The sequence below is a fragment of the Massilia sp. CMS3.1 genome (genome assembly GCF_051262535.1).
GTDB lineage: Bacteria > Pseudomonadota > Gammaproteobacteria > Burkholderiales > Burkholderiaceae_D > Telluria.
In genome coordinates this window covers 157,675-182,891 of sequence record NZ_JBIMES010000005.1, presented here as the reverse complement: position 1 = coordinate 182,891, position 25,217 = coordinate 157,675, and the positions used below count along the sequence as shown (strand labels likewise).

Below are 25,217 nucleotides of genomic sequence, written 5' to 3'. Positions count from 1 at the left end.
AGGACTATCGGGTCAGACGCTGCCGTAGGCGTTGGCGAGGCGGCGCTGGGTGCCGGAGTTGTTGATCATGGCGGACAGCTGGGCCATCCAGGGCATGGTCAGGTCGCGGATCTTGCGGTCGTCCGCGAGGATGCGCCGGATGCAGTCGATCTTCGCCTGGCGTCCCGAGGGATTCAGTTCGACCGCGCTTTCCGCACTTTTCAAGGTGTCGACGTGCGCCGTGCATTCCTGCTCGAGGACGACCATGTGGTCCCAGTCGCCGGCTTCGGCGGCAGCGAGCATCTTGCCGGTCAGGTCGGCGACCGCGGCGTATTCGGAGAGGACATCCTGGCCGGTCATCATGCGCTCGCCATCACGGGGTAGTGCGACATGGTGTTCTGCATCACCGGCTTTTCGCCGATCTGCGACCAGGCGTCGCGCAGGTCGACCAGCAGGGTTTGCACTTCTTCCAGCAGCGAGGTTTTGTTTTGCAGGCTGGCGGTGAGCAGGCGCTCGGTCATGTACACGTACAGGGCGTCCAGGTTGCGGGCGATCTCGCCGCCGGCCTTCTTGTCGAGGCTGGCGCGCAGGCCGTTGTTGATGATGTCGAGCGCTTTCGACACCGCGGCGCCTTTCTCGACGATGTTGCCAGCCGCCATATGACTGGCCGCGCTCTTGATCGCCGCGAGGGCGCCGTCGTACAGCAACACGATCAGTTTATGCGGCGACGCCGACATCACCGAGGTTTCCATTCCTACTTTGGCATAAGCATTCACGCCGCGCTGCATCGATCCAAACATCATGACCTCCATTGCTTCAATGTGGGAGGACCGCACCGATGGGCGTTCCTCCAAGTTCGTGCCGGAGCTGGTCGGGTGCGGCTGTCAAGGCCGGCCTGCCATTCTTCAGCGAGGGTAGTTTACTTGCTTAACGGCAGGTTCTAACCGGACTTGAGAGGCAGGAACACCCGGCTTTCTCAGGCTTTGTCATCTCGATAACGGATTTGGCAGGCCAGGCGGGCGATCGACAGAGGAGGGCGATGGTATTACGCGGCGCCAGCGAATGTGTGTGCGCCCCTTGAAAAAAATCAGAAAAAATCAGTCGTTGCGGGGATATTGACGGCGTTCATGGTGCCGTCGCAGTTCGGGCGACTGCAGTGCGCGTGTCAGGATCGTGCGCGAAACATTACATGAGTCGAGATACGTGAGGGCGAACGCGACCCCGCGAATGTCTACCAGGTAGAGAGCGTATTCGGCGGTCAGCGCCGTTTGCTCGTCGGTTCTTCGTTGGATCATCAAGCTACACCATGGACTGCACCGACAACCGGCCGGACGTGGCATACGTCCCCCCGTGTCGCGTTAGCACAATGATATCCATGTCGGGGGCGCGCACCGACTTCAATTGTTAAAAATTGTTTCTGTTGTAAAGACGATTCAGTGACGCCCGATCGCGGGCCCGGGCCCCAGGAAACTGCCGGCGTCGGCCGCATCGAGCGGGCGCGCATAATAATAACCCTGGGCCTGGTCGCAGCCGGTGTTGCGCAGTGCCAGGGCCTGGGCCTGCGACTCGACGCCTTCTGCCACCACGCGCAGGTGCATGCGGTGCGCCATGGCGACAATCGCCTGCACGATGGCGCGCGCGTCCGAGCTGTGCACCATGTCGTGCACGAAGGATTTGTCGATTTTCAGCTTGTCGATCGGCAAGCGCTTGAGGTGGCTGAAGCTCGAGAAACCGGTGCCGAAGTCGTCGATGCTGAGCGTGACGCCGAGCGTGCGCAGGCGGTGCATGATCGCCAGGCTGCGCTCGGGATCGGCCATCGACAGGCTTTCGGTCAGCTCCAGTTCGAGCAAGTGTGGCGCCATATTCGCTTCAAGCAGCAGTGCCTCGACCAGGGCCACCACATCGCCTTGCAGGAACTGGCGCGCCGACAGGTTGACCGCCACCGGAATTTCAGGCAATCCGGCGCCCTGCCAGGCCGCCATCTGCGCCACGGCCGTGCGCATGATCCAGTCGCCGATCGGGACGATCAGGCCGGTTTCCTCGGCGATCGGAATGAATTCATCCGGCGACACGACGCCATGCTCGGGATGGCGCCAGCGCAGCAGCGCCTCGAAGCCGACCAGGCTGCCCGTGAGCAGCTCGATCTTTGGCTGGTATTGCAGGAACAGTTCCCCGCGCTCGAGCGCCCGGTGCAGCTGGTGTTCGAGCGCCATGCGGCGCCCCGGCGCGCGGCGCTGCCCGGGGGCGAAGTGCTGCAGGCGCGCCCCGCCCGTTTCCTTGGCATGGCGCATCGCGGTATTTGCGTTGCTCAGCAGGGTATCGGCATCTTCGCCATCCTGCGGAAAGCAGGCGAACCCCAGGCTGCAGGTGATCGCAATGTCCTGGCCCGACCAGGGGACGCTGCCGTTGACGTTTTCCATCAGCAGGCGCAGGCGGGCCAGCTGCGCCGCTTCGCCGTCGGGGTGGGTCAGCAGCAGCACGAATTCGTCGCTGCCGGTGCGCGCCAGCACATCGTCGGCGTCCAGTCCCGCCTGCAGGCAGCGCGTGACGGCCACCAGCACTTCGTCGCCGGCGGCGTGCCCCAGCGCTTCGTTGATGCGCTTGAAGCGGTCGATGTTCAGGCAGGCGACGACCGCTGGCGTGGCGCGGCGGCGCCAGCCGGCCACGCTGTCATGGATCGTGCCCAGCAATGCCTGGCGATTCGCCAGCCCGGTGAGCGTGTCGTGCGTGAGCAGGAATTCGACCTGGCCGGCGGCGTCGGCCAGCCGGGTGCCGGACGCGTCCTGCTGCAGCTGGTCGTGCAGCCGCTGCGAGGCGATCGCCAGCTGGCGGTGGTAGATCAGTTCCTCGACCATGCGGGCCAGTTCGTGCAATTCGGTCAATTCGGCGGCGCTCAGTGCGCGCGGCTCGCTGTCGATGATGCACAAGGTGCCCAACTTGGCGCGCTCGACCGAGTACAACTGCACCCCGGCATAGAAGCGCACATGCGGTTCGCCGACGACGATCGGATTGCCGACAAAGCGCGGGTCGCGCATGGCATCGTTGATCACCATCGGCTGGTCGGTAAGGATCGCATGGCCGCAGAAGGAAACGTCGCGCGAGGTGCTCTGGATGGTAAAGCCGCAGCGCGACTTGAACCACTGGGTGTCGCTGCCGACCAGCGAGATCAGGGCGGTCGGCACCTTCAGCAGCTTGGCCGTCATGCGCGTGATCCGGTCGAACGCCTCCTCGGCGCCCGTGCCGAACAGCTTGGTTGCGTGCAGGGCGGCGAGGCGCCGCGCCTCGTCTACCGGAATCTGTGGTGTCATCATGTGCAGGTCGGACCGTATCGTGCCGATACGGTTGAGTTCGTGATCCAGCCTGCATTACGCCAGAACCTCTGAAATTTTGCAATTGCCACGTAAATGTAAAATCCTGTGTGTGGCTTATGCGTGCTGTTCAGGGGTGGGGCAGGGCGCCGAGGGCGCCCTTGACGGCGCCCATCACGCCCTCCCAGTCGCCGGCCGCGCCCTGGCGGAACAGGCGCGCGCTCGGATACCAGGGCACGTCAAGACGCTCGGTCAGCCAGCGCCAGTCGGCCACGTGAGGCAACAGCACCCACAAGGGTTTGCCGAGCGCGCCAGCCAGGTGGGCCACGCTGGTGTCGACTGAAATGACCAGGTCCATCAGTTCACACAGGGCTGCCGTATCCGAGAAATCGTTCAGGTGCGCATCCATGCGCAGGATGCCCGAGGCGTCGAGCGCCGCGCAGTCCTCTTCGCGGTGTTCCTTTTGCAGCGAGACGAACTGGCAGTCGAGCGCAAACAGGGGCGCCAGCTGCGCGAATGCGATGCTGCGATTGTGATCGTTCGCATGATGCGTGTTGCCGCTCCAGACCAGGCCCACGCGCGGGCGCACATGGGCGCCCAGGCGCGGCAGCCACTCGCCCAGGCGGGCGGCTTCGGCCGCCAGGTAGCGCGTCGGCGCGGGAATCGAGCGCAGGTCGGTGCCGAAGGCGAGCGGCAAGGTCATCAGGGGGGCCTGGAAGTCGAACGGCGGCAGCGGATCGCCGTGCGCCACAATCTGTTCGACGCCGTCGAGCTGTTTTATCAATCCGACCAGCGACCGCTGCACTTCGAGGATGACGCGCGCGCCGCGTGCCGCCACCAGGGGGGCGTAGCGGCAAAATTGCAAGGTGTCGCCCAGGCCCTGTTCGGCGAACAACAGGATGGTCTTGCCTTCGAGCGGCTCCTGGCCCAGCCACAATGGCTCGGTAAAATCGCGTTTCTGGCGGTAGACGGAGAGCGCCTCGTTCTTCCAGCGCCATTCGTAGCCGCGCCAGCCTTCATCGAGGCGGCCGTGCTGGAGGTTGAGCAGGGCGCGGTTCCAGTGGGCGATCGCATATTCCGGGCTGAGCGCGATGGCGCGCTCGAAGCAGGCCAGGGCGTCGTCGTACTGGCGCAGGGTCTCGTAGACATTGCCGCGGTTGTTCCAGAGCGGCGCCGTCTCGCCCTTGATGCGCAGGACCTCGTCGTAGCAGGCCAATGCCTGTTCTGTCAGGCGGAGGTCGCCCAGCACGTTGCCGCGATTGAGCATCGCGTCCATGTGATCGGGGTCGATCTCGAGCACCTTGTCGAAACTTGCCAGTGCATCGTCGAATCGGCCCAGGCGCTGCAGCACCAGGCCGCGGCCGTTGTGCAGGGCCGGGAGGCTGTCGTCGAGCGCCAGCGCGGCATCGAAGCATTCGAGTGCGCCATGGAAGCGCCGCTGTTCGTGCAGCATGCTGCCGAGGCTGGCGCGGAAGGGTGCCGAGTCGGGCTTCAGGATGACCGCGCGCTCGAAGTCGGCCAGCGCCTCGGCGCCGCGCTTGAACTGGCGCAGCGTGTCGGCGCGGCCGTGCCGGGCGTCGGCCGAGTCGGGGGCCTCGGCCAGCGCGGTGTCATAGGCCGCCAGCGAATCGTCGAGCCGCCCCAGTACGCGCAGTACCTGGCCCAGGTTGACGCGCGCTTCGGTGTATCCCGGGCGCAGCACGATGGCTTGCTCGAAACTGCCGATGGCTTCGTCGGCGCGGCCCAGCGCCACCAATATGTTGCCGCGGTTATTGAAAGCCTCGGCATGGCCTGGATTGAGCGTGATCGCGTGATTGCAGCTGCCGAGCGCCTCCTCGAAGCGCTTCAGCTGCTGCAAGACGACCGCGCAATTGTTCCAGGCTTCGACGTCGCCCGGCGCCAGCGCGATCGCGCGGTCGTAACTGGCCAGCGCTTCCTCGTAACGCTTCAGCGCCTGCAGCACATTGCCGCGGTTATACAGTGCGTCGACATTGTTGGCGTCCAGGGCAAGCGCCTGCTCATAGCTCTGCAAGGCCGCTTCCTGCTCGCCGATCGCCTTGAAAATATTGCCCAGGTTACTGTATACGGTCGAGACCTTGGGATTGACCTCGATGGCGGCCTGGATGAATTGCAGCGCCAGCTCGTAGTTGCCGATCTGGTAACCGAGGATGCCGAGGTGGTGCAAGGCGTCGAAGTGGCGCGGCGCACGCTGGAGAACGCCTTCATATGCGGTGAACGCATCGTCGAGACGGCCATCCTGGTGGGCGGCGAGGCCGGTGGCGAAGAGCCGGTTGGCCTCGTTCTGGGGCGTATTATGGTGGAGTCTGGTTTTCATTCGTGTGCGTTCGTCTCGGCCGTTGCCGGCAGCGTGCCCTGGTTCATGCCCCGTGTGGGCGCCCGTCCCGAGTGTAGCGCATCCGTCTGGCGGCGTGCACCACGGCAGCTTGCCCGTAGAAATTCCGTAACGTGCTCAAGGTTTCCGGCGCCGCGCCGTTGAAGCTGGTGTCGCGGTCGGGATGTCGCTTTCACCGGTCCGCTGCAGATGCAAAGTTGCCCGCAAACATTTTTTTTTAAAAAAATCCTCAAGGTTTTGCAGAGGGCTCCGTTAAAGAATACAAGCAAGCGGAAACGCGGCGCAAGAAACCAACCGAACCCTGATAGCAGCACCAAACTGAACTGCCCACTGGAGAATGACCATGACTTCGATCAACACCAACCTGTCCTCGCTGAACGCACAACGCAACATCACCAAGTCGGCCGGCGAGCTGTCGACCTCGATGCAGCGCCTCTCCTCCGGCCTGCGCGTCAACAGCGCCAAGGACGACGCAGCCGGCATGTCGATCGCGACGAAGATGGATGCTCAGGTGCGCGGCATGTCGCAAGCATCGCGTAACGCCAACGACGGCATCTCGATGATCCAGACCGCCGACGGCGCGCTGTCGAACATCTCGGACGCCCTGCAGCGTATGCGTGAACTGGCAGTCCAGGGCTCGAACGCCACCAACGGTTCGGAAGAATGGTCGAACATCGACACCGAAATCAAGGCGCTGAACACTGAAATCGGCCGTATTGCCTCGGACACCAAGTTCAACGGTACCGCACTGCTGACCGGTACGGCTGTCACCAAGGACATCCAGGTGGGCGCCGATTCGGGCCAGAAGATCACCGTCAGCTTTGGCTCGAACACCGCCTACGCTGGCTTGGCAGCGGCCAGTGTCGACGTCAGCGACGTTGCCAGTGCATCGGACGCCATCACTGCGATCGACGGCGCCCTGAAGGCCCTGAACACCGAGCGTTCGTCGCTGGGTACCGCCCAGAACCGCATGGGTTACGCCATCAGCAACCTGGCAACCTCGATCGAGAACCAGTCGGCAGCGAAGAGCCGCATCACCGACACCGACTACGCTTCGGAGACGAGCAAGCTGAGCCGCTCGCAGATCCTGCAGCAGGCAGGGACCGCGATGCTGGCCCAGGCCAACTCGGCCCCGAACAACGTGATGTCGCTGCTGCGTGGTTAATCAAGCAAAATAATCGATCGATTCGATAGTCGATTGATGAACTGACTTTGCGGGGCATGGCCCCGTAAAGTCGTTCTTACGGAGGTGTTCCGATGTTGCAATCGTTAAACGCTGGAAGCGCAATGGCCGTCGCCGGCAACGGCCAACGGCCATCTGTCGATGGGGCCGGCAAGATGGCCGCCTACGCTAGCGCTGCGCCTGCCGCGCCTGTCGACACCGGCAGGCCGCCGCAACGAGCTGAACTGAGCAACGCGGTCGCCGACCTCAACAAGGTGGCCCAGGCTGCTTCGCAGGGTGTACGTTTTTCGATCGACGAGGAGACCGGCCGCACCGTGGTCAAGGTGGTCGACACCCAGACCGACAAGGTGCTGCGCCAGATTCCGACGGTTGAGGCGCTCAAGCTGTGGCGCTCGATCGAGCAAATGCAAGGCGTGATGTTGCGCGACACGGCTTGAGGCGCGGCGCGCCCCCGGCCATATTGATGGGAGAATCACATGGCGATTAGTGGTGCAGGCATGTTGTCCGGACTGCCGGTGGACGATCTCGTCTCGTCCCTGATGAGGATCGAACAGCAACCGCTGGCGAATCTGCAATCGAAACAGACCAGCTTCAATTCCAAGCTCTCGGCCTTCGGCACCCTGAAAAGCGCCGTGTCGGCTTTCCAGACCGCGGTCAAGAACGTCTCGGGCGACGCGCTGGCGTCGCTGACGGCCACGTCCAGCAAGGCCGACACGATCGGCGTGTCCACCGTCAAGGGTAGCGGCGCCACCGCCGGAACGTATGCCATCGAAGTGAGCCAGCTCGCGCAGAGCGACAAGCTGGTGTCGGCCGGCGTCGTCGCCGGGACCAGTTTCACGGCAGCCGGCAGCTCGATGGCCATTTCCATCGGCGGCAAGACGACCAACCTGACGCTGACCGACATGACGCTTGCAGGCTTGTCCGGCGCCATCAACAAGGCCAATGCCGGCGTCACCGCGACCATCCTGAACGACGGCACGAGCGACCGCCTCGTCATCACCGGCAACGACACCGGCAGCGCCAATAACGTCTCGGTCGCCGCCAGCGGCAGCCTGGCGATGTTCGCCACGGGTACCGGCAGCACGATGACGAAATCGCAAACCGCGCAGAACGCCGAGATGAAGATCGACGGCATCCCTGTGTCGAAACCGTCGAATACCGTCAGCGACGCGATCAAGGGCGTGACCTTGAACCTGGCCCAGACCAATGTCGGCGCACCGGTCAAGGTCAGCCTGGCGAAAGACATGACCACGGTCACGAAAGACATCACCGCCTTTGTCGACGCCTACAATACGCTGGCCACGGCGGTGAACAAGCAGACCTCGTATAACGCCACCAGCAAGACCGCGGCCGTCCTGAATGGCGATGCTTCGGCGCGCTCGATCCTGACGAATATCCGTGCGGAACTGGGCAAAGCGGTGGGTGAGGCCGGTGGCCTGAAGACGCTGTCGGACATCGGCATCTCCTTCCAGCGCGACGGCACCCTCAAGCTGGAAAAGCCGGACAAGCTGAAAACCGCGCTGGAAACCAATTTCAGCAGCGTGTCGAGCCTGTTCTCGTCGAGCGACGGCTTCGGTACCCGCTTGGCCAAGGTGACTGAAGAAATGCTGGGTTCGAAAGGCGTGTTCAAGACCCGCACCGACGGCCTGAACGCCACCATCGACAGCCTCGGCGATAGCCGGGACCGGATGGAGCTGCAGCTGGCCCAGACCGAAAAGCGCTACCGCGCCCAGTTCAGCTCGCTCGACACGATGATGGTCAAGATGCAGAGCATGAACAGTTACCTGACCCAGCAGCTGTCGGCGCTGGCGGCGAATTCGGGATATTGAATCCGGTTGGTGCGTAACAAAAAAATGCCCGCGATGCGGGCATTTTTGTTGCGGTGGTCAATAACGGCGCATCACTGCGCGACGACGACCCGGTTCTTCCCCGTCTGCTTCGCCTGATACATCGCCCGGTCCACCCTCGCCGTCAAGCTCGCCTGGTCTTCGTTCGGCAGCCGCAAGGCCACCCCGGCCGAGAAGGTGATCAGGACCTTCTCGTTTTCGTGCAGGAAGAAATGCTTGGTCAGCTCGCGCTGCAGCCGCACCATGGTCTGCACCGCCGCCTCGACCGGGGTTTCCGGCAGCATGATCATGAATTCCTCGCCGCCGAAGCGGGCGATCACGTCGATCGAGCGCAGCGTCGCTTTTACCACTTTCGCCAGGTGGCGCAGGGCATTGTCGCCGGCCAGGTGGCCGTAGGTATCGTTCAGGCGCTTGAAATTGTCGAGGTCGAGCAGGGCGACGCACAGCGGCGTGTTGCGGCGGTCGGCACGGGCGCTTTCGCGCTCGAACACATCGTCCAGGCCGCGCCGGTTCAGCGTGCCGGTGAGCTGGTCCTCGCGCACCAGCTCGCTCATCTGGCGCAGCTGGGCTTCCAGGTCCTTGATCTTGCTTTCCGCTTCCTGCACTTCGCGGTGCGCGGCCAGCATGCGGTCGCGCGAGGCGAGCGCTTCTGCCTGCGCCTGCTTCGTTTCGCTCAGCACTTCGTCGAGCACCGCGTTCAGTTCCGTGATGTCGCCGGCATGGCGGATGCGGTCCGAAAAGCCGCCCAGCTTGTCGTGGTAGTCGCCGGTCGAGGCCGCCACCGAACCGAGACGTTCAATGAAGGTCATCATCATGTTCTTGACGGTCGACTTCACGTCCGACAGGGTGTGCTTGAGCTGGCCCTGCTTGTAGACCACGTCCTTCAGGCTGCGCGTCGCGTCTTCCAGCGCACGCACGTCGATCGGGCCGGCGATCAGTTCCTGCACGGCGTCGATCTGGCCGCGCATCCAGCTGTCGTCGTCCAGCAATTCGCTGACGTTTTCCAGCAGCAGTTTAAACAGGCGCAACAGCAATTCCTGCTGTTCGCCGGCGTCGCCGCTGTGCAGTTCGATCTGGAAACAGAGTTCCTTCAGGCGCGTCGCGATTTCCTGCAGCGCCGCTTCGCCATGGGCCACTTTCACCGCCGCGCCGAGCGACTCGGCCTCTTTCGAGAGCGTCGGACTGGCCGGGAGCAGCGCGGCCAGCGCGAATGCGAGCGTGCGGCTGAGCAGTTCGCGCAGCAATTTCGTGTCGTTGCTTTCCATGCCGTAGGTGACGCCCGGCGGAATGCCGCGCCGCAGGTGCTTTTCGACCAGTTGCGACAGCGCACGCGCATACCCATCCCAGTCGCGCCCCTTCACGGCGCGGTTCAGGCGGCGACCGTAGTCGGCCAGCTCGCCCGGGGTATCGGTCAGCTGCGTCGCGAAGTCGCCGAGAACAAGTTCTGCCGCGCCATTGGCCGGGGTCACGGGCGCTGCCACTGGTTTCGGGACGCCCGCGATTTCGTCGTAGATGTCGCGGTAGGCGTCCGGCGTTGGCGCGATGCGGCGCGTGGCCAGGCGGCGGAAGGCTTCGCGGGCGATATCGACGGGATTCTGGGGAGGTGGGGCGTGTGGGTTAGGCATGGTGCGAGACGATGTATTTACTATGCAGCCATCATAATCATCTTTTCTTTTCGTCATTGCCCGAAAAGAGACGGGAAAGGGTCTTACTTAGCGGCAATGCATAAGGCCTGCTTATTCGACCAGTTGATTTCTAATTGCGTAATGGGTCAGCTCGGCGCTGGTTTTCAGGTTCATCTTCGCCAGCAGGCGCGCCCGGTATTCGCTCACGGTCTTGACCGACAAGGACAGCTCGCGCGCGATCTCGCTCACCGTCTTGCCCGACGCGATCATAGTCAGCGTCTGGAACTCGCGGTCCGACAGGCCCGCGTGCGGCGGCCCGTCGTGGTCCGCGCCGACCTGGCTGGCCAGCGCCTGGGCCAGCGTGGCGCTGACGTATTTCTGGCCGTCCGCGACCTGGCGGATCGCCGTCACCAGCTCGCGCGGCGCGCTCTGCTTGGTCAGATAGCCGGCGGCGCCGGCCTTCAGTGCGCGGATCGCATACTGGTCTTCGCGGTGCATCGACAGCATCAGCACGGCCAGCTCGGGCCGCTCCTGCTTGATCTGTTTCAGCACCTCGATGCCGTTACGGTCGGGCATGGAGATATCGAGCAGCATCACGTGGCAGCGCGATTTACGGAACAGCTTGATGGCATCGAGCCCGTTCTCGGCTTCGCCGGCGACGACGATGTCGCGCTGCTCGGCCAGGATCTGCTTCAAACCCTCGCGCACGATGGCATGGTCGTCGGCGATGAATACGCGGATGGTGGCTTTGTCGGTCATTGTTCCCTGAAGATTTTCACTAAGCGCTACGGGAGGCCGCAAACGGGGCCAGCCTGATCTTGATCGTCACCATCGTGCCACCTCCCGGCGCCGCCGACAAGGTCAACGTGCCGCCCAGCGCGCGCGCCCGTTCGCTCATGCCGCGCAGGCCGAAGGAGGCCGGTTTCAGGCGGTCCGCGGGCGCGATGCCGCGGCCGTTGTCGCAGATCGCCAGGGTCAGGTGCTGGCGCTGGCGGCGCAGGGTGGCGGTGACGCGGGTCGCGCCGGCATGCTTGGCGACATTCGTCAGCGCTTCCTGGAAGATACGGAACAGCGCCGCAGCATGGTCCGGGTCGAGCTCGATCTCGCGCTCGGCGCTGCGGAAGATGCAGGCGATGTTCGATCCCTTCTCGAATTCGCGTGCCTGCCACTCCAGCGCGGCGACAATCCCGAGGTCGAGCGTCGAAGGCCGCAGGTCGAGCGAGATCCGGTGCACCGCCTCGATCGTGCGGTCGACCAGGTCGTCGAGATAGCTCGCCTTTTCCAGCAGCGCGGGTTGCTCGGACGGCACGCGTGCGGCCAGCATCGACAGCGCCATTTTGATGGCGGTGAGGTTGCCGCCCAGGTCGTCATGGATTTCGCGCGCGATGCGTGCCCGCTCCTGCTCCTTCACCTGCTCGATGTGGTCGGTCAGTTCGGCCAGCCGCGCGCGCGAACGCAACACGTCCTGCTGCTCGATCTTGCTGTCGGTGATGTTGGTCATGATGCCATCCCACTGGACCGCGTTACCGCTTGCAGCATGCGGCGTGGAGCGCAGGTTGATCCACTTGACGTCCTTCCAGGCGTCGATCCAGATCCGTCCTTCCCAGTTCCAGGCCGACAGGGATATTTTCGAGACCGCCATCGCTTCCAGGTAGCCCTTGCGGTCTTCCGGCAGGATCAGGCGCAGGAACAGGTCGGGATCAAGCTGGAGTTCGGCAGGCTGCACCCCGAGCAGCGGCGCGCAGCCTTCGCTCAAGTAGGGGTAGCTGTGGCGCCCGTCGGCGCCCAGCGTGAACTGGTAGACCAGGCCCGGCGTGTGGTTGACGATCGCGTTGAAGCGCGCCTGGTACTGGGCCAGTGCGTTCGACGCGGCCAGTTCCGGCGACAGGTCGTCGCCGACCGCGAGCAGGAGCGCGCGGCCGTCGCGCTGGATGCGCATGAAAGTCAGCTTGGCCGGATAGCTGCTGCCGTCGGCGCGGCGCAGCTCGGTACGCAGGCAGCGCTGCTCGCCGGCGTCCTCGCTCAGGCTCGCCAGCAGCGCGCCGAGCACAGCATCGTCCAGGCTGGGCGCGATATCGGATGCGCGCATGGTCGTCAGGGCGGCGGCGTCGTAGCCGAGGTTCGCGCGCGCGCTGGCGTTGACGTCGACCAGGGCCAGCGTGGCGGCGTCGATCAGGACGATCTCGGCCGGGGCGGCGTGCATCGGCGCGGCCAGCAGCGGTTCGAAGCTGGTCACGGTTATTCGTCCGCGGTCGGTTTGCGGCCGCGACGCCACAGTGACACGAAGCGGCGCAGGGCGCGGGCGCTGCGCGTCGCGTGGCGGCTGCCGAAGGGCACCGATGGCCGCAACTGGTAGCGCATGCGGCGCAACAGGCGCCGCATGCTTGCAAGCGAGCGGCGCAGGCCGGTATAGGCAGGGCTGGCGCGCAGGTAGACGATAAGCTGGTTCTTGAGCATGATGATCCGATTGTGCCACCGCGCGAACCAGACGAGCGCCAGCAAGGATGGCAGGGTCAACACATAAATACGGGCGACGATGACCGCACCCCCGACCTTGGCGAGGACGAACACGCTCCCGCCCCACAGCAGGTGGCCCTGGGCCATTGCCAGCAGCGCCAGCAGTTTGACCGGCATGAGCAACAGGCCGGGCAGGGCGAAGACCAGCAGCGCGGCATACGACGGCAGGCGCCGCACCGCGTCTTCGAGCGACTGCAGCGGCGGCCAGCTAGCCAGGAACGCGGCGAAGCGGCTGCCGAGGCGCCACAGCCATTCTTCGGCCAGCAGCACCAGCGCCGTCAGGTGCAGGAGCGGCGCGAGCAGGAGGCTGCGTGGAGAAGAAACGTTCGTCATCGCCCCCATGATACGGTAGTTGGGTTGCGCACCACCACCACATTCCTCCCGTCCGCAACGGTTTCTCGGCGCGCCCGATCTGGGGCTACAATAAGGCTTATGAACAAGGCATTTGTAAAAGAGTCAGACAACGACGACGATGACGAAGCGGTCGCGCTGGCGCAGGCGATTCCCTTAGGGGCCAAGAATTACATCACCCCTGCCGGCTATAAAGCCATCAAGGATGAACTGCTGCAGCTGATCGACGTCGACCGGCCGGAAGTGGTGCGCGTGGTGCACTGGGCCGCCTCGAACGGCGACCGCTCGGAGAACGGCGACTACATCTACGGCAAGCGCCGCCTGCGCGAGATCGACCGCCGCATCCGCTTTCTCACCAAGCGCATGGATTCGGCGTTCATCGTCGACCCGAGCGTGCATTACGGGAACGAGCAGGTCTTTTTCGGTGCCACCGTCCGCTATCTGAACAAGGCCGGCGAAGCGCATACGGTCACCATCGTCGGCATCGACGAACTCGATCCGCTGCGCGGGCGCATCAGCTGGGTGTCGCCGGTGGCGCGCGCGCTGACCAAGGCGCGCGAGGGCGATGTCGTCACGCTCGAGACGCCGCAGGGCAGCGAGGAACTCGAGATCGTCTCGGTCGACTATCCGGAGCCGATCGCGGACTAAGGCGCGTCCCCGCCCATCGCCGCTTTCCGCCTCACATGAACCGGTCCCCCAACACCGCATGCGCGCCCGACGTCCTGGCCGCGCTGCGGCATGCCACCGCCGCACGCCACGAGCGGCTCGACAGCGCGCTGCCCCTCTCGAGCGCCGACGCCACCCTGGCCGACTATGCGTCGCACCTGCATCTGCTGCGCGACTGGCTGGTCCCGCTCGACGACTGGCAGCGCGGCTACAGCGACGGTCCGCAAGGCCCGGCCGGCCTCGCGCCTGCGCCGCACCTGGCGCTGATCGAAGCCGACCTCGCCGAACCGACGCTGGCCGCCTGCGAAGCGATCGCGCATCCGGACACCACGCCATGGCCGCATGGCGCGAGCGCCGCCTATCGCTGGGGCGTGGCCTATGTCGTGGAGGGCTCGCAGCTGGGAGGCACGGTGCTGTACAAACGCCTGGCGGGGCAGCTGGCGCCGCACCCGCTGCGCTACCTGCGCGGTGCGAGCGAGGAGGGGCCGGGCCCGCGCTGGCGCGCCTTCATGCTCGCGTTGCGTGAACAGGTCAGTACGCCGGAGGGCAGCGGCGAGGCTTGCCGGGGCGCCTGCGACGCCTTCGACCGGATCCTGGCGCTCGCGTTCGGCGAGGACCCGACCACCCTGCGTCCGCGTACCGATTCATGAAAAAGCCCACTGAATTAGTGGGCTTTTTTAATGACAGCAACAACTGAATAAACTCAGGCGCGTTCGCGCTCCACCCGGTTCACACCCGCCACGCGCCGCAAGTTGCGGATCAGGTGCGCCAGGTGCACGCGGTCCTTCACCTGGATCGTGAAGCGCAGCTGGGTCATCATGTTCTCGTCGTCCTCGTCCATGCCGACATAGGTGATGTTGCCGTCCGACTCGCCGATCTCGGCCGCCACGCGCGCGAGGATGCCTTTTTCGTTGTTGATCAACAGGCGAATCCGGCAATCGAAGCGGCGGTTCAGTTCTTCTCCCCACTGCACGGCGATCCAGCGGTCCGGTTCCTTCACGCGCAGGCGTTTGGCCGGGAGACAGTCGCAGGTGTGCACCACCAGGCCCTGGTCGCGCCGCAATTGGCCCGTGATCTGGTCGCCCGGGATCGGCAGGCAGCATGGCGCCAGTTGCACCGAGACGCCTTCGCTGCCATAGATCGTGACCGGATCGATGTCGCCGCCCATTGGCAGGTTCGAAGGCACGGTCAAGGACTCGCCTTCGATCAGGCCGAAGATGTGGCGCGCCACCAATGCCGGCATGCGCTTGCCGATGCCGATGTCGGCGTACAGCTCATCCATCGATTTGGCCGAGGATTCGGCCAGCAGCCTGTCGACCGTGGAGGAGGAGAGGGTCGGCTCGATATTCCGGGCGGCCAGTGCCTGCGCCAGCAATTCCTGGCCCAGTTCCACCGACTCGTTGACGTTGATCGTGCGCAGGTGGTGGCGGATCGCGGAGCGCGCCTTGCCGGTGCGTACGTAGCTGAGCCAGGTCGGGCTCGGGCGCGACTCCGGGTCGGTGACGATCTCGACGATGTCGCCGTTGTGCAGCTCGCTGCGCAGCGGCTGGGTTTCGTTGTTGATCTTCACCGCCACCGTATGGTCGCCGATGCCGGTGTGGATCGAATAGGCAAAGTCGAGGGCGGTGGCGCCGCGCGGCAGGGCGATGATCTTCGACTTCGGCGTGAACACATAGACCGAATCGGGGAACAGGTCGACCTTCACGTGCTCGAGGAATTCGGCCGAGTCGCCGGTCTGCTGCTGGATGTCGAGCAGCGACTGCAGCCAGGCGTGGGTACGCTGCTGCAGGTCCGACATGTTCTGGTCGCCCGTCTTGTACAGCCAGTGCGCGGCCACGCCGCTTTCCGCGGTGCGGTGCATGTCCTGGGTGCGGATCTGGAATTCGACCGGCGTGCCGTAGGGGCCGATCAGGGTCGTGTGCAGCGACTGGTAGCCGTTGAGCTTGCGGATCGCGATGTAATCCTTGAACTTGCCCGGCATCGGCTTGTACAGGCCGTGCAGGGTGCCCAGCGTGACGTAACAGTTCGGCGCGGTGTCAACCACGACGCGAAAACCGTACACGTCGAGCACCTGCGAGAACGACAAATGTTTGTTCCGCATCTTCTTGTAGATGCCGAACAGGGTTTTTTCGCGGCCGTAGACTTCAGCCTGGATGCCGCTGACCGCCAGCGTGTTCTTCACCGACTCGAGGATCTTCTTGACCACTTCGCGCCGGTTGCCGCGCGCCGACTTGACCGCCTTCGAGAGCGTGCGATAGCGCAGCGGGTACAGGTGCGAGAAGGCCAGGTCCTGCAGCTCGCGGTAGATGTTGTTCAGGCCGAGGCGATGCGCGATCGGCACATACACTTCCATCGTCTCGCCGGCGATGCGGCGCTTTTTCGCCGGGGCCATCACGCCCAGCGTGCGCATGTTGTGCAGGCGGTCGGCCAGCTTGATGAGAATGACGCGCACGTCGGACGCCATGGCGAGCAGCATCTTGCGGAAGTTTTCCGCCTGCGCCTCGACCAGGCTCTGGAACTCGATTTTTTCCAGCTTCGACAGGCCGTCGACCAGGGTCGCCACGGGCGAGCCGAAGCGCTCGATCAGCTCTTCCTTCTTGACGTCCTGGTCTTCGATCACGTCGTGCAGCAAGGCGGCCATGATGGCCTGGGCGTCGAGCTTCCACTCGGCACAGATCTCGGCGACGGCGATCGGATGGGAAATGTACGGCTCGCCCGACTTGCGGACCTGGCCAAGATGCATCTCGTCGGAGAAGCGGTAGGCTTCCTTGACCTTCTTGAGTTCGACGGGAGTGAGGTAGTCCGAGAGCTTGTCGATCAAGTGGCTGACCGAGGCGACGCCGATGGCGGGGGGCTCAGGGACTTCTTGCGGCTTGCCCGGGCGCTTGGCCCGGGTGGTGGTGTTGCCTGATTGAGTCGAGTCCGGGGGGAACAGGTTCATACGTTATGTCGATCAGCCGCAGTGTTGTGGTGACAGAATAACAGAATTAGGGGTCGACACATTCAGGCGCACCGGCGATTACATCGGTACTTTTTTCAGCATCTCGACGCCGACTTTACCGGCGGCGATCTCGCGCAGGGCGACGACGGTCGGCTTGTCCTTGGCGTCGACTTTCGGGGTGTGACCTTGCAGCAGCTGGCGCGCGCGATAGGTCGCAGCCAGGGTCAGCTGGAAGCGGTTAGGGATATGCTTGAGGCAATCTTCGATGGTGATACGGGCCATGTGTAGCTCCTGAATAGACAATGTTGTCGACGCGTCCGAGGAAACGCGATGCTTACATTGGTTGGTGTACGTGGATTCCCAGCTGGGCAAACAGCGAGGCGTTGCGGGCGGCCTGTTGGGCGAAGCGGCAACGTGTCGCCTGGACAATCGCCCGCAGCTCGGACAGGGCGACGTTGAACTCTTCGTTGATGATAGCATATTCGAACTCGGGAGCGTGAGCGATCTCACCCCCGGCAGCGAGCAAACGACGCGTGATGATGTGCGGTTCGTCGGTGCCGCGCTTGTGCAGGCGTTCTTCCAGCGCCTCGATCGACGGCGGCAAAATGAAAATGCCGGACGCATCCGGAAACTGCTTCTTCACCTGACGCGCGCCTTGCCAGTCGATCTCCAGCAAAATATCGGTTCCGGACTTCATTTTCTCTTCGACGCTGGCGCGGCTGGTGCCGTAGTAATTGCCGTGCACTTCAGCCCATTCCAGGAACTCGCCCTTGTCGGCGCGCTTGACAAAATCCTCGGCGCTCGTGAAGTGGTACTGGACACCATCCTGCTCGCCCGGACGCGGCGCGCGCGTGGTGGTCGAGATCGACAGCTGGATGCCCGGCTCCTGCGCCAGCAGCGCATTGACCAGGGTCGATTTGCCGGCGCCGGATGGGGCGGCGACGACGAACAGGCTGCCGGAGAAAGCGGTGGTGATCATGGGGTGGTCCTTTGTTTCTGCGACATCATGTCGCGATTGTTCATGTGTATAAGTCCGCGTGGGCACAAGTGCCCACCCTACCACTTCCCGTAGGGTGGGCACTTGTGCCCACGCGGTACGACGTTTGCACGTCGTGCGGCCGAAAAATGCACGCGGCCGCTGGTTGTCGTGTATTTACTCCAGGTTCTGCACCTGCTCCCGCATCTGCTCGATCAGCAGCTTGAGCTCCATCGACGCATCCGCCAGCTCCTTGACCGAGGCCTTCGCGCCCAAGGTGTTCGCTTCGCGGTTGAGTTCCTGCATCATGAAGTCGAGGCGCTTGCCGACCTGGCCGCCTTTTTTCAGGATGTGGCGCGTCTCGTTCAGGTGCGCGGACAGGCGCGACAGCTCTTCCGAGACATCGATGCGGATGCCGTACAGCGTGACTTCCTGGCGAATCCGCTCGAACACTTCCTGGCGCGTCAAGGTCGACGGGTTGCCATGGCCGGCCAGGCCCAGCGCGTCCTGCATGCGCTCGACCGCCTTTTGCTGGAACTGCGAGATCACCTGCGGAATGAGCGGCGTGATGCGCTTGACGATCGCTTCCATCGAATCGATGCGCGACTGCAGCATCGTTTCCAGGGCCGCGCCTTCACGGCGGCGGCTGTCGACAAACGCGGCAATGGTTGTCGCGGTGAGGGCGGCGACGTCGGCCTGGAGCGATTCCTGGCCGATGTGCGCTTCCTCGACCACGCCTGGCCAGCGTAGCAGCTCGGCAACCGTCATCGGCTGGGCTTGCGTGAAGTGTTGCGTGACCTCGGCCTGCAAGCGCGCCAGGTCAGCCAGCAACTCCTGGTTCAGCGCCTGGGCGCCACCGGCGACCTTGCGCCCGAAGGACAAGCGCGCTTCGACCTTGCCGCGCGTGATGGCAGCCATGATGGCGGCGCGCAGGTCCGGTTCCAGCGCGCGCAATTCGTCGTTGATGCGAAACTGCAGATCGAGGAAGCGCGAATTGACGCTCTTGATTTCGATCGTGAGAGTGCCCGCAGCGCCTTCGCTGGTGGCAACTGCATAGCCTGTCATGCTTGAAATGCTCACTAAAGTCCCCGGTTTTTTTATTCTTTACAAAGCCGACATTTATCCACACAATCGCCGTGTTATGCAAGGGACTCTTCAGTATGGCCGCACAAAATAACGCACCCTTGCCGGAAGGGCTGGAGATCGCCGGATATCGTATTGTAAAGAAAATCGCGTCTGGCGGGTTCAGTATCGTCTATCTTGCCTATGATGCCGAGGGCAGCGCCGTCGCCATCAAGGAATACCTGCCGAGCGCACTGGCGCTGCGCCAGCCGGGCGAACTGGCGCCCAGTATCTCCCGCCCGAATCAACCGCTGTTCCGGATCGGCCTGAAGTGCTTTTTCGAAGAGGGGCGGGCGCTGGCGCGCATCAATCATCCGAACGTCGTGCGTATCGTGAATTTCTTCCGCGCCCACGACACCGTGTACATGGTCATGGCCTATGAATCGGGCCAGTCGCTGCAGGAACAGATCGCACGTGCACATGGCAAAGGCGGCAAAGGCGGCAAGGACAGCCGTCTCGGCGAAGGGTTCATTCGCAAGACCTTCGATGGCGTCTGCCGCGGCTTGCGCGAAACCCATGCGAACAAACTGCTGCACCTGGACCTGAAGCCTGCGAATATTTATCTGCGCAGCGACGGCTCGCCCATCCTGCTCGACTTCGGCGCGGCGCGCCAGGCGGTGGGCCTGGATGCGCCGATGCTCGCGCCCATGTACACGCCGGGCTTCGCGCCGCCCGACCTGTACACGAAGGGTGCGCCGCTCGGACCCTGGTCCGACATCTACAGCCTCGGCGCGGCCATGTACGCCTGCATGACGGGCGCGCCGCCGCAAGCGGCCGATGCGCGCAAGGTCGACGACAAGCTCGGCGCGCAGTTCGACAAGCTGCTTGGGGCCTATTCGCCCGAACTGATCACGATGGTGCGCGCCTGCCTCGCCCTCGACCCGATGGCGCGCCCGCAGAGCGTGTTCGCGGTGCAGAAGGTGCTGCAGGCGGTACCAAGCACACCGATCGCCGCCGAGCCCGCGGCAAGCGCGCCGCCCGCCGGCGGACTGCGCGGCCTGTTCGGCCGCATCGGTACGTTCGGCCGCAGCCGTAACGGCGGCCAGTAAGCCATCCCACACAGGCAACCAGGAGCCACGATGCAGTTTTCCGTCTACCAGCACAGCCATATCGGCGGACGCAAGGTCAACCAGGACCGCATGGGCTACTGCTTTACGCGCGACGCGCTGCTGCTGGTGCTGGCCGACGGCATGGGCGGCCACCAGCATGGCGAGATCGCCGCCACCATCGCGATGCAGACCCTGTCGATGATGTTTCAAATGCAGGCGCGCCCGTATATCAAGAAGCCCGAGCGCTTTCTGGAGGAAGCGCTGCTGCAGGCGCACCGCGACATCCTGGCCTATACCGCGCGCCACCAGCTGCCCGAAAGTCCGCGCACCACGGTCGTCGCCTGCCTGGTGCAGCACAACTGCGCCGTGTGGGCGCACTGCGGCGACTCGCGCCTGTATTGGGTGCGCGGCAACGGCGTGTTGGCGCAGACGCGCGACCACTCGCACCTCGAATACCTGATCGCCAAGGGCCTGGCCAGTCCCGCCGAGCGCAGCACCCACCCCGACCGCAACAAGCTCTATAACTGCATCGGGGCCACCACCGCGCCGCGCATCGAGCTGTCGCGCCAGGCCAGCCTGGAGATGGACGACGTGCTGCTGCTGTGTTCCGATGGCCTGTGGTCGATGGTGCCGGATGCCGAGATCGTGCAAAAGCTCGCCACGCAGACCGTGGTGCAGGCGGTGCCCGAGCTGGTGTCGATGGCGGTGGCCATCGGCGGCCCACGCGCCGACAACACGACTGCGCTCGCGATCAGCTGGCAGGGCGCCGATGATGCGGGAGGCGCCGGCCCGAACGTGATCTCGACCCAGATGCTGCCGGAAGACCAGGTCAGCAGCACGATCAGCAATGTGGCCGCTTCGCTCGACGCCGATCCCTTCGACGAGGACGAGATCGAAAGGGCGATTGCCGAAATCAACCAGGCGATCGAGAAGTCGTCCCACTTACTCAAATAATGAAAGCTCCCATGACCTTTGAAACCCGCCCGAGCGGCCGCGCCGTCGACCAGCTGCGCGCCATCCGCATCACCCGCCAGTACACGAAGCACGCCGAGGGTTCGGTGCTGATCGAGTGCGGCGACACCAAGGTGATCTGCACCGCCAGCATCGAAGACAAGGTGCCGGGCTTTTTGAAGGGCAAAGGGCAGGGCTGGCTGACGGCCGAATACGGCATGCTGCCGCGCTCGACCCATACGCGCATGGACCGCGAAGCCGCACGCGGCAAGCAGTCCGGCCGCACGCAGGAAATCCAGCGCCTGATCGGCCGCTCGCTGCGCGCCGCGTTCGATCTGGAAGCTTTTGGCGAACGCACCCTGCACCTCGACTGCGACGTGATCCAGGCCGACGGCGGCACCCGCACCGCCTCGATCACCGGCGCCATGGTCGCCGCTTACGACGCCTTCAACGCGTTGGTCGCGCGTGGTGTTTTAACTGCGGTGCCGGTCAGGCATTTCGTGGCCGCGATTTCGGTCGGCGTGGTTCAGGGCATGCCGGTGCTGGATCTCGATTACGTCGAGGATTCGGGCTGCGACACGGACATGAACGTCGTGATGACGGAAGCGGGGCATTTTATCGAAGTGCAGGGCACGGCCGAAGGTGCGGCGTTTGACCGCGACGGAATGAATCGCCTGCTCGACCTGGCGCAGGGAGGCATTGCAGACTTGGTGCGGATGCAGAAGGAAGCGCTGAACATTACCTGAGCTCACGGGTCTGTCGTCTTGCGTGCGAAGGGGTAAAATAACCCCCTTCCGCTCGATCCACACGCCCACCATGACCCAACGCCTCATCCTCGCCTCCAACAACGCCGGCAAGCTCAAGGAATTCCAGCAAATCCTCGGGCCCATCGGTTTCACCCTGCATCCGCAAGGCGAATTCGACGTCCCGGAAGCCGAGGAACCGCACGCGACCTTCGTGGAAAACGCGCTGGAAAAGGCCCGCCACGCCGCGCGCCTGACCGGCCTGCCGGCGCTGGCCGACGATTCGGGCGTGTGCGTGAATGCCCTCGGCGGCGCACCGGGCGTCTACTCGGCGCGCTTTGCGGGCGAGCCGAAATCGGATGCGCGCAACAACGAAAAACTGGTGGCGGACCTCGCCGATAAAGCCGACAAGTCAGCCTATTACTACTGCGTGCTGGTCTACGTGCGCCACGCCGACGACCCGCAACCGGTGATTGCCGACGGCCGCTGGGATGGCGAAATCATTGCCACGCCGCGCGGAGAAAACGGCTTCGGCTACGACCCGCACTTCCTGATTCCCGCACTCGGCAAGACCACCGCCGAGCTGACGCCCGCAGAAAAAAACGCGCAGTCGCACCGCGGCCAGGCCCTGCGCGCACTGGTCGAGAAACTGCGATGATCCCGATTAAAATCGCGGGCGCGCCGACCGGCGTTCCCCGTTCGGCGCAAGCCGCGCTGCAATACCTGCAGCCGGGCGCCCTGAACCTGACCGCCTTGCCGCCACTGTCGCTCTACATCCACTTCCCGTGGTGCGTGCGCAAATGCCCGTATTGCGACTTCAATTCGCACGAAGCCAAGGGCGAGCTGCCGGAACAGGAATACCTCGACGCCGTGCGCCTCGACCTGGAGCAGTCGCTGCCCCTGATCTGGGGCCGCAAGATCCACACGGTGTTCATCGGCGGCGGCACGCCGAGCCTGATGTCGGCGGCGGGCCTCGACCGGCTGCTGTCGGACGTGCGCACGCTGCTGCCGCTGGAGATCAATGCCGAGATCACGATGGAAGCCAACCCCGGCACCTTCGAGATCGAAAAATTCCGCCACTACCGCGACAGCGGCGTGAACCGCCTCTCGATCGGCATCCAGAGTTTTAATGGCGAGCACTTGAAGTCCCTGGGCCGCATCCACGACGAGCGCGAAGCACTGCGCGCGGTCGAGATTGCGCATTCCACGTTCGACAATTTCAATCTCGACCTGATGTACGCGCTACCAATGCAAACGCTGGCGCAGGCCGAGTTGGACGTGAAGACGGCGCTGTCGTTCGCGCCGCCGCACCTGTCGCTGTACCACCTGACGATGGAGCCGAACACTGTCTTCGCCAAGTATCCGCCAAGTTTGCCGGACGACGATGCCAGCGCAGACATGCAAGACATGATCGCCGAGACGATGAGCGCGGCCAATTTCGACCACTACGAAGTCTCGGCCTACGCCCAGCCCGGCCGGCGTGCGAACCACAATCTGAATTACTGGAATTTCGGCGATTACCTCGGCATCGGCGCCGGCGCCCATTCGAAGATCTCGTTTCCGCACCGGATCCTGCGCCAGGCGCGTTTCAAGCAGCCGGCGTCCTTCATGGAAGCGGCAAAGCGCGGCAACCCGGTGCAGGAAGAACACGAAATCGCACGCGCCGACATGGGCTTCGAATTCATGCTCAACACGCTGCGCCTGACGGGCGGGTTCGACCCGAACCTGTTCAACGAGCGCACCGGCATGAGCATCACGGCGATCGGTAAAGCACTCGACGCCGCCGAAGCGAAGGGTTTGCTCTACCGCGATTTCAAGCTGATTCGTCCGACGGAGCTGGGCCAGCGTTTCCTCAACGATCTACAGGAAATGTTCCTGGGCGAGACCAAATAAGACTCAGCCACGTGCGGCGCCTGCCAGCGCGGTAATGGTTTTTGCCAGGCCCCTCACCACCCGCGCCATGCTCTCGTAATCGAGTTGATCGGGCATGTCCTCGGCCATGTGGTAATACGGATAGCGCATGAAGGCCGTATCGGTAATCATCAGCGCCGGATACCCGTGGCGGTTATAAGAGCTATGGTCCGACAGCGTGACGCCGGTGGTATGCGCTGGCGCTGCCAGTCCGTGCGCCGGGAAGTCCGACGCTGAGCGGAAGGCCGCCAGCGCCTCGCGCACCAGCGCCGACGATTCGAGCGTGCCGACGAAGGCGATGAAATTTCCGGTACTCGGATACCGGCCCTCCAGGCCCGGCGGCAATTTCTGGCTGTTCAGCTTGTCGGTGTAGTAACCCATCGTTTCGAGCACCAGCGCGCCCGCGACATTGCGCTGCTGGTGCTTCATCTCGGCCGCGTGCACCATGCTGCCCATTTGCTCGCCCATGAACCAGGGCGGTTCCTCATTCACGAAAAACACGAAACGCACTTCGGTGCCGGCGCTTGGGCGCATGGTTTTCAGCAGGCGCGCCAGTTCCAGCACGGCCGCCGTGCCGCTGCCGTTGTCGTTGGCGCCGGGCGCACCCAGGGCCGAATCGTAATGCGCGCCCACGATGAAGATGCGCTCGGGCCGCTTGCCCTTGGCCACATTGCTGACCGCAACCTCGATGTTGCACACCCGTTGGCCGCCGGCCTCGTACTCCTTGCGCGAAGGCTGGTAGCCGGCACGCGCGAGCGCGGTTTCGATATGGACGGCGGCGCGTTCGAGCTGCCTGGGCTTGCGTGTGTTGTGCTCCTCGGACGCGACTGCGCGCACATGCTGACGCATGCGCTCGGCCAGGTCCGGCGCCGCGTCGGCGGTGTTGGGGCCTAGCGTCAAGGCAGCCACCAGGATGAGCAGGACGAGCGCAATGATGACTTTCCAGTGTGAGTGAAAAAAGTGTCGCATGGCGGTCTCTCGGCGTCGTGGATGACTTCATCTACTGATAGACCGGTTCAGTTTAGCCAAGTTCAGGAAAAGACGGGCACACGGGCAGGCAGCAGCGTGGCGTTTGTGCAGCGGTCGTAATGGACACGAGCGACGCAAATTAAAAAAAGGGAGATGCCCGTTTGTCCGGGCACAGCCGAATGGTGATTCAGTGGGCCGCTTGCGCTTGCGAAGCCAGTTCGCTCCAGCCACCCAGCACGCGGTGCGACCTTACCTGGCTCTGCAGGCACTGCGCGTTCGCCTGCACCCGTCGACTGCTGCAAGGGGAAATGGGCAGGGATGGCATAAAGGCAACTCTTGATAACGTGTTTTATCAAGAGTGAAAGTCTAGCTAGGGACGAGCTATACCCTAACCTGATGTCAGATTAGAATTCTCCATGCGTCAGAATAGGATAGTTTTTCTAATTTTTGACAGATGTGGGGGCGGAGAGTGGCCGGTCATGAAGGTTTCAGCCGTTTCTTAAACGGGGGGGGGGGGCGCCGATCTCTAGTCCGGATGCGGCGAGCCCTTCGGTAATAAATCGTATTATCGTCGTTGCATTTTTGAGACCCACTATCTGTGCGGTTTAGGCGGAGAAGCTCGGCGCGCCCATGCTCAGTCCCTCTTCAACGATAAGTGGTAATCAACGACAAACTGTCGGCAATCCTTACACTGGAACTTATGTGTACTTGTGAGACCGATATAAG

At 63.8% G+C, this 25,217-nt stretch carries 23 protein-coding genes; 10 read left to right on the top strand and 13 right to left on the bottom strand.

Annotated features, from left to right (window positions below; translation table 11 throughout):
* Nucleotides 1–12: 12 nt before the first annotated feature.
* The 4 genes from ACHAC9_RS10340 to ACHAC9_RS10325 form a co-directional block, all read right to left on the bottom strand.
* Nucleotides 13–342 (bottom strand): flagellar protein FliT, encoded by a 330-nt coding sequence (locus ACHAC9_RS10340; RefSeq protein ID WP_435759786.1) that lies wholly within the window; start codon nt 340–342, stop codon nt 13–15.
* Nucleotides 339–779 carry a flagellar export chaperone FliS gene (gene fliS, locus ACHAC9_RS10335; protein WP_435760058.1) on the bottom strand — a complete coding sequence of 147 codons (441 nt, stop codon included), beginning with the start codon at nt 777–779 and terminating at the stop codon, nt 339–341. Before fliS ends, ACHAC9_RS10340 begins: the two co-directional genes overlap by 4 nt.
* A 633-nt stretch (nt 780–1,412) precedes the next feature.
* Nucleotides 1,413–3,290 (bottom strand): putative bifunctional diguanylate cyclase/phosphodiesterase, encoded by a 1,878-nt coding sequence (locus ACHAC9_RS10330; protein ID WP_435759784.1) that lies wholly within the window; start codon nt 3,288–3,290, stop codon nt 1,413–1,415.
* Between the two features lie 127 nt (nt 3,291–3,417).
* The gene (locus tag ACHAC9_RS10325) at nt 3,418–5,622 is read right to left on the bottom strand and encodes a tetratricopeptide repeat protein (protein WP_435759782.1); all 2,205 of its coding nucleotides are present in this window, start codon (nt 5,620–5,622) and stop codon (nt 3,418–3,420) included.
* Between the two features lie 361 nt (nt 5,623–5,983).
* Here ACHAC9_RS10325 and ACHAC9_RS10320 point away from each other — a divergent pair, with 361 nt between their 5' ends.
* From ACHAC9_RS10320 to fliD, 3 genes are all read left to right on the top strand, one after another.
* Complete coding sequence (locus tag ACHAC9_RS10320; protein ID WP_435759780.1) at nt 5,984–6,805, top strand: flagellin; 822 nt, start codon at nt 5,984–5,986, stop codon at nt 6,803–6,805.
* 92 nt (nt 6,806–6,897) lie between these two features.
* Nucleotides 6,898–7,260, top strand: a complete 363-nt coding sequence (locus ACHAC9_RS10315) for a flagellar protein FlaG (RefSeq protein WP_435759778.1) — start codon at nt 6,898–6,900, stop codon at nt 7,258–7,260.
* Nucleotides 7,261–7,299: 39 nt separating this feature from the next.
* On the top strand, nt 7,300–8,652 hold the full coding sequence (fliD, locus tag ACHAC9_RS10310; protein WP_435759776.1) for a flagellar filament capping protein FliD: 1,353 nt from the start codon (nt 7,300–7,302) through the stop codon (nt 8,650–8,652).
* Between the two features lie 71 nt (nt 8,653–8,723).
* On the opposite strand, the gene ACHAC9_RS10305 is transcribed toward fliD, so the two are convergent.
* The 4 genes from ACHAC9_RS10305 to ACHAC9_RS10290 all read right to left on the bottom strand — a co-directional run bounded on the left by ACHAC9_RS10305 (nt 8,724) and on the right by ACHAC9_RS10290 (nt 13,145).
* Nucleotides 8,724–10,295 carry a GGDEF domain-containing protein gene (locus ACHAC9_RS10305; RefSeq protein ID WP_435759774.1) on the bottom strand — a complete coding sequence of 524 codons (1,572 nt, stop codon included), beginning with the start codon at nt 10,293–10,295 and terminating at the stop codon, nt 8,724–8,726.
* Between the two features lie 111 nt (nt 10,296–10,406).
* Nucleotides 10,407–11,054, bottom strand: coding sequence for a response regulator (locus ACHAC9_RS10300; protein WP_435759772.1), 648 nt, complete (start codon nt 11,052–11,054; stop codon nt 10,407–10,409).
* 19 nt (nt 11,055–11,073) lie between these two features.
* Nucleotides 11,074–12,531: a histidine kinase gene (locus tag ACHAC9_RS10295; RefSeq protein ID WP_435759770.1), complete on the bottom strand. Its 1,458-nt coding sequence runs from the start codon at nt 12,529–12,531 to the stop codon at nt 11,074–11,076.
* A gap of 2 nt (nt 12,532–12,533) precedes the next feature.
* Nucleotides 12,534–13,145 carry a hypothetical protein gene (locus ACHAC9_RS10290; RefSeq protein WP_435759768.1) on the bottom strand — a complete coding sequence of 204 codons (612 nt, stop codon included), beginning with the start codon at nt 13,143–13,145 and terminating at the stop codon, nt 12,534–12,536.
* A gap of 99 nt (nt 13,146–13,244) precedes the next feature.
* On the opposite strand from ACHAC9_RS10290, the gene greB reads away from it, so the two are divergent.
* Nucleotides 13,245–13,811: a transcription elongation factor GreB gene (gene greB, locus ACHAC9_RS10285; protein WP_435759766.1), complete on the top strand. Its 567-nt coding sequence runs from the start codon at nt 13,245–13,247 to the stop codon at nt 13,809–13,811.
* Between the two features lie 35 nt (nt 13,812–13,846).
* Complete coding sequence (locus ACHAC9_RS10280) at nt 13,847–14,479, top strand: biliverdin-producing heme oxygenase (protein ID WP_435759764.1); 633 nt, start codon at nt 13,847–13,849, stop codon at nt 14,477–14,479.
* Between the two features lie 53 nt (nt 14,480–14,532).
* Here ACHAC9_RS10280 and ACHAC9_RS10275 read toward each other — a convergent pair whose 3' ends face one another.
* The 4 genes from ACHAC9_RS10275 to ACHAC9_RS10260 form a co-directional block, all read right to left on the bottom strand.
* A complete protein-coding gene (locus ACHAC9_RS10275; protein ID WP_435759762.1) occupies nt 14,533–16,770 on the bottom strand; it encodes a RelA/SpoT family protein in 2,238 nt (745 codons plus the stop codon).
* Between the two features lie 78 nt (nt 16,771–16,848).
* The gene (gene rpoZ, locus ACHAC9_RS10270) at nt 16,849–17,052 is read right to left on the bottom strand and encodes a DNA-directed RNA polymerase subunit omega (protein ID WP_435759760.1); all 204 of its coding nucleotides are present in this window, start codon (nt 17,050–17,052) and stop codon (nt 16,849–16,851) included.
* A gap of 52 nt (nt 17,053–17,104) precedes the next feature.
* On the bottom strand, nt 17,105–17,749 hold the full coding sequence (gene gmk / locus ACHAC9_RS10265) for a guanylate kinase (protein ID WP_435759758.1): 645 nt from the start codon (nt 17,747–17,749) through the stop codon (nt 17,105–17,107).
* Between the two features lie 174 nt (nt 17,750–17,923).
* The gene (locus tag ACHAC9_RS10260) at nt 17,924–18,811 is read right to left on the bottom strand and encodes a YicC/YloC family endoribonuclease (RefSeq protein ID WP_435759756.1); all 888 of its coding nucleotides are present in this window, start codon (nt 18,809–18,811) and stop codon (nt 17,924–17,926) included.
* Nucleotides 18,812–18,906: 95 nt separating this feature from the next.
* Here ACHAC9_RS10260 and ACHAC9_RS10255 point away from each other — a divergent pair, with 95 nt between their 5' ends.
* The 5 genes from ACHAC9_RS10255 (at nt 18,907) to hemW (ending at nt 23,504) form a co-directional block, all read left to right on the top strand.
* The gene (locus ACHAC9_RS10255; protein ID WP_435759754.1) at nt 18,907–19,917 is read left to right on the top strand and encodes a serine/threonine protein kinase; all 1,011 of its coding nucleotides are present in this window, start codon (nt 18,907–18,909) and stop codon (nt 19,915–19,917) included.
* 30 nt (nt 19,918–19,947) lie between these two features.
* Complete coding sequence (locus ACHAC9_RS10250; protein WP_435759752.1) at nt 19,948–20,871, top strand: PP2C family protein-serine/threonine phosphatase; 924 nt, start codon at nt 19,948–19,950, stop codon at nt 20,869–20,871.
* 11 nt (nt 20,872–20,882) lie between these two features.
* Nucleotides 20,883–21,614 carry a ribonuclease PH gene (rph, locus tag ACHAC9_RS10245; RefSeq protein ID WP_435759750.1) on the top strand — a complete coding sequence of 244 codons (732 nt, stop codon included), beginning with the start codon at nt 20,883–20,885 and terminating at the stop codon, nt 21,612–21,614.
* Between the two features lie 70 nt (nt 21,615–21,684).
* A complete protein-coding gene (gene rdgB / locus ACHAC9_RS10240; protein ID WP_435759748.1) occupies nt 21,685–22,269 on the top strand; it encodes an RdgB/HAM1 family non-canonical purine NTP pyrophosphatase in 585 nt (194 codons plus the stop codon).
* On the top strand, nt 22,266–23,504 hold the full coding sequence (hemW, locus tag ACHAC9_RS10235) for a radical SAM family heme chaperone HemW (RefSeq protein WP_435759746.1): 1,239 nt from the start codon (nt 22,266–22,268) through the stop codon (nt 23,502–23,504). The genes rdgB and hemW overlap by 4 nt, the downstream gene beginning before the upstream one ends.
* A gap of 3 nt (nt 23,505–23,507) precedes the next feature.
* On the opposite strand, the gene ACHAC9_RS10230 is transcribed toward hemW, so the two are convergent.
* Complete coding sequence (locus ACHAC9_RS10230; RefSeq protein WP_435759744.1) at nt 23,508–24,491, bottom strand: M28 family peptidase; 984 nt, start codon at nt 24,489–24,491, stop codon at nt 23,508–23,510.
* Between the last annotated feature and the right edge of the window lie 726 nt (nt 24,492–25,217).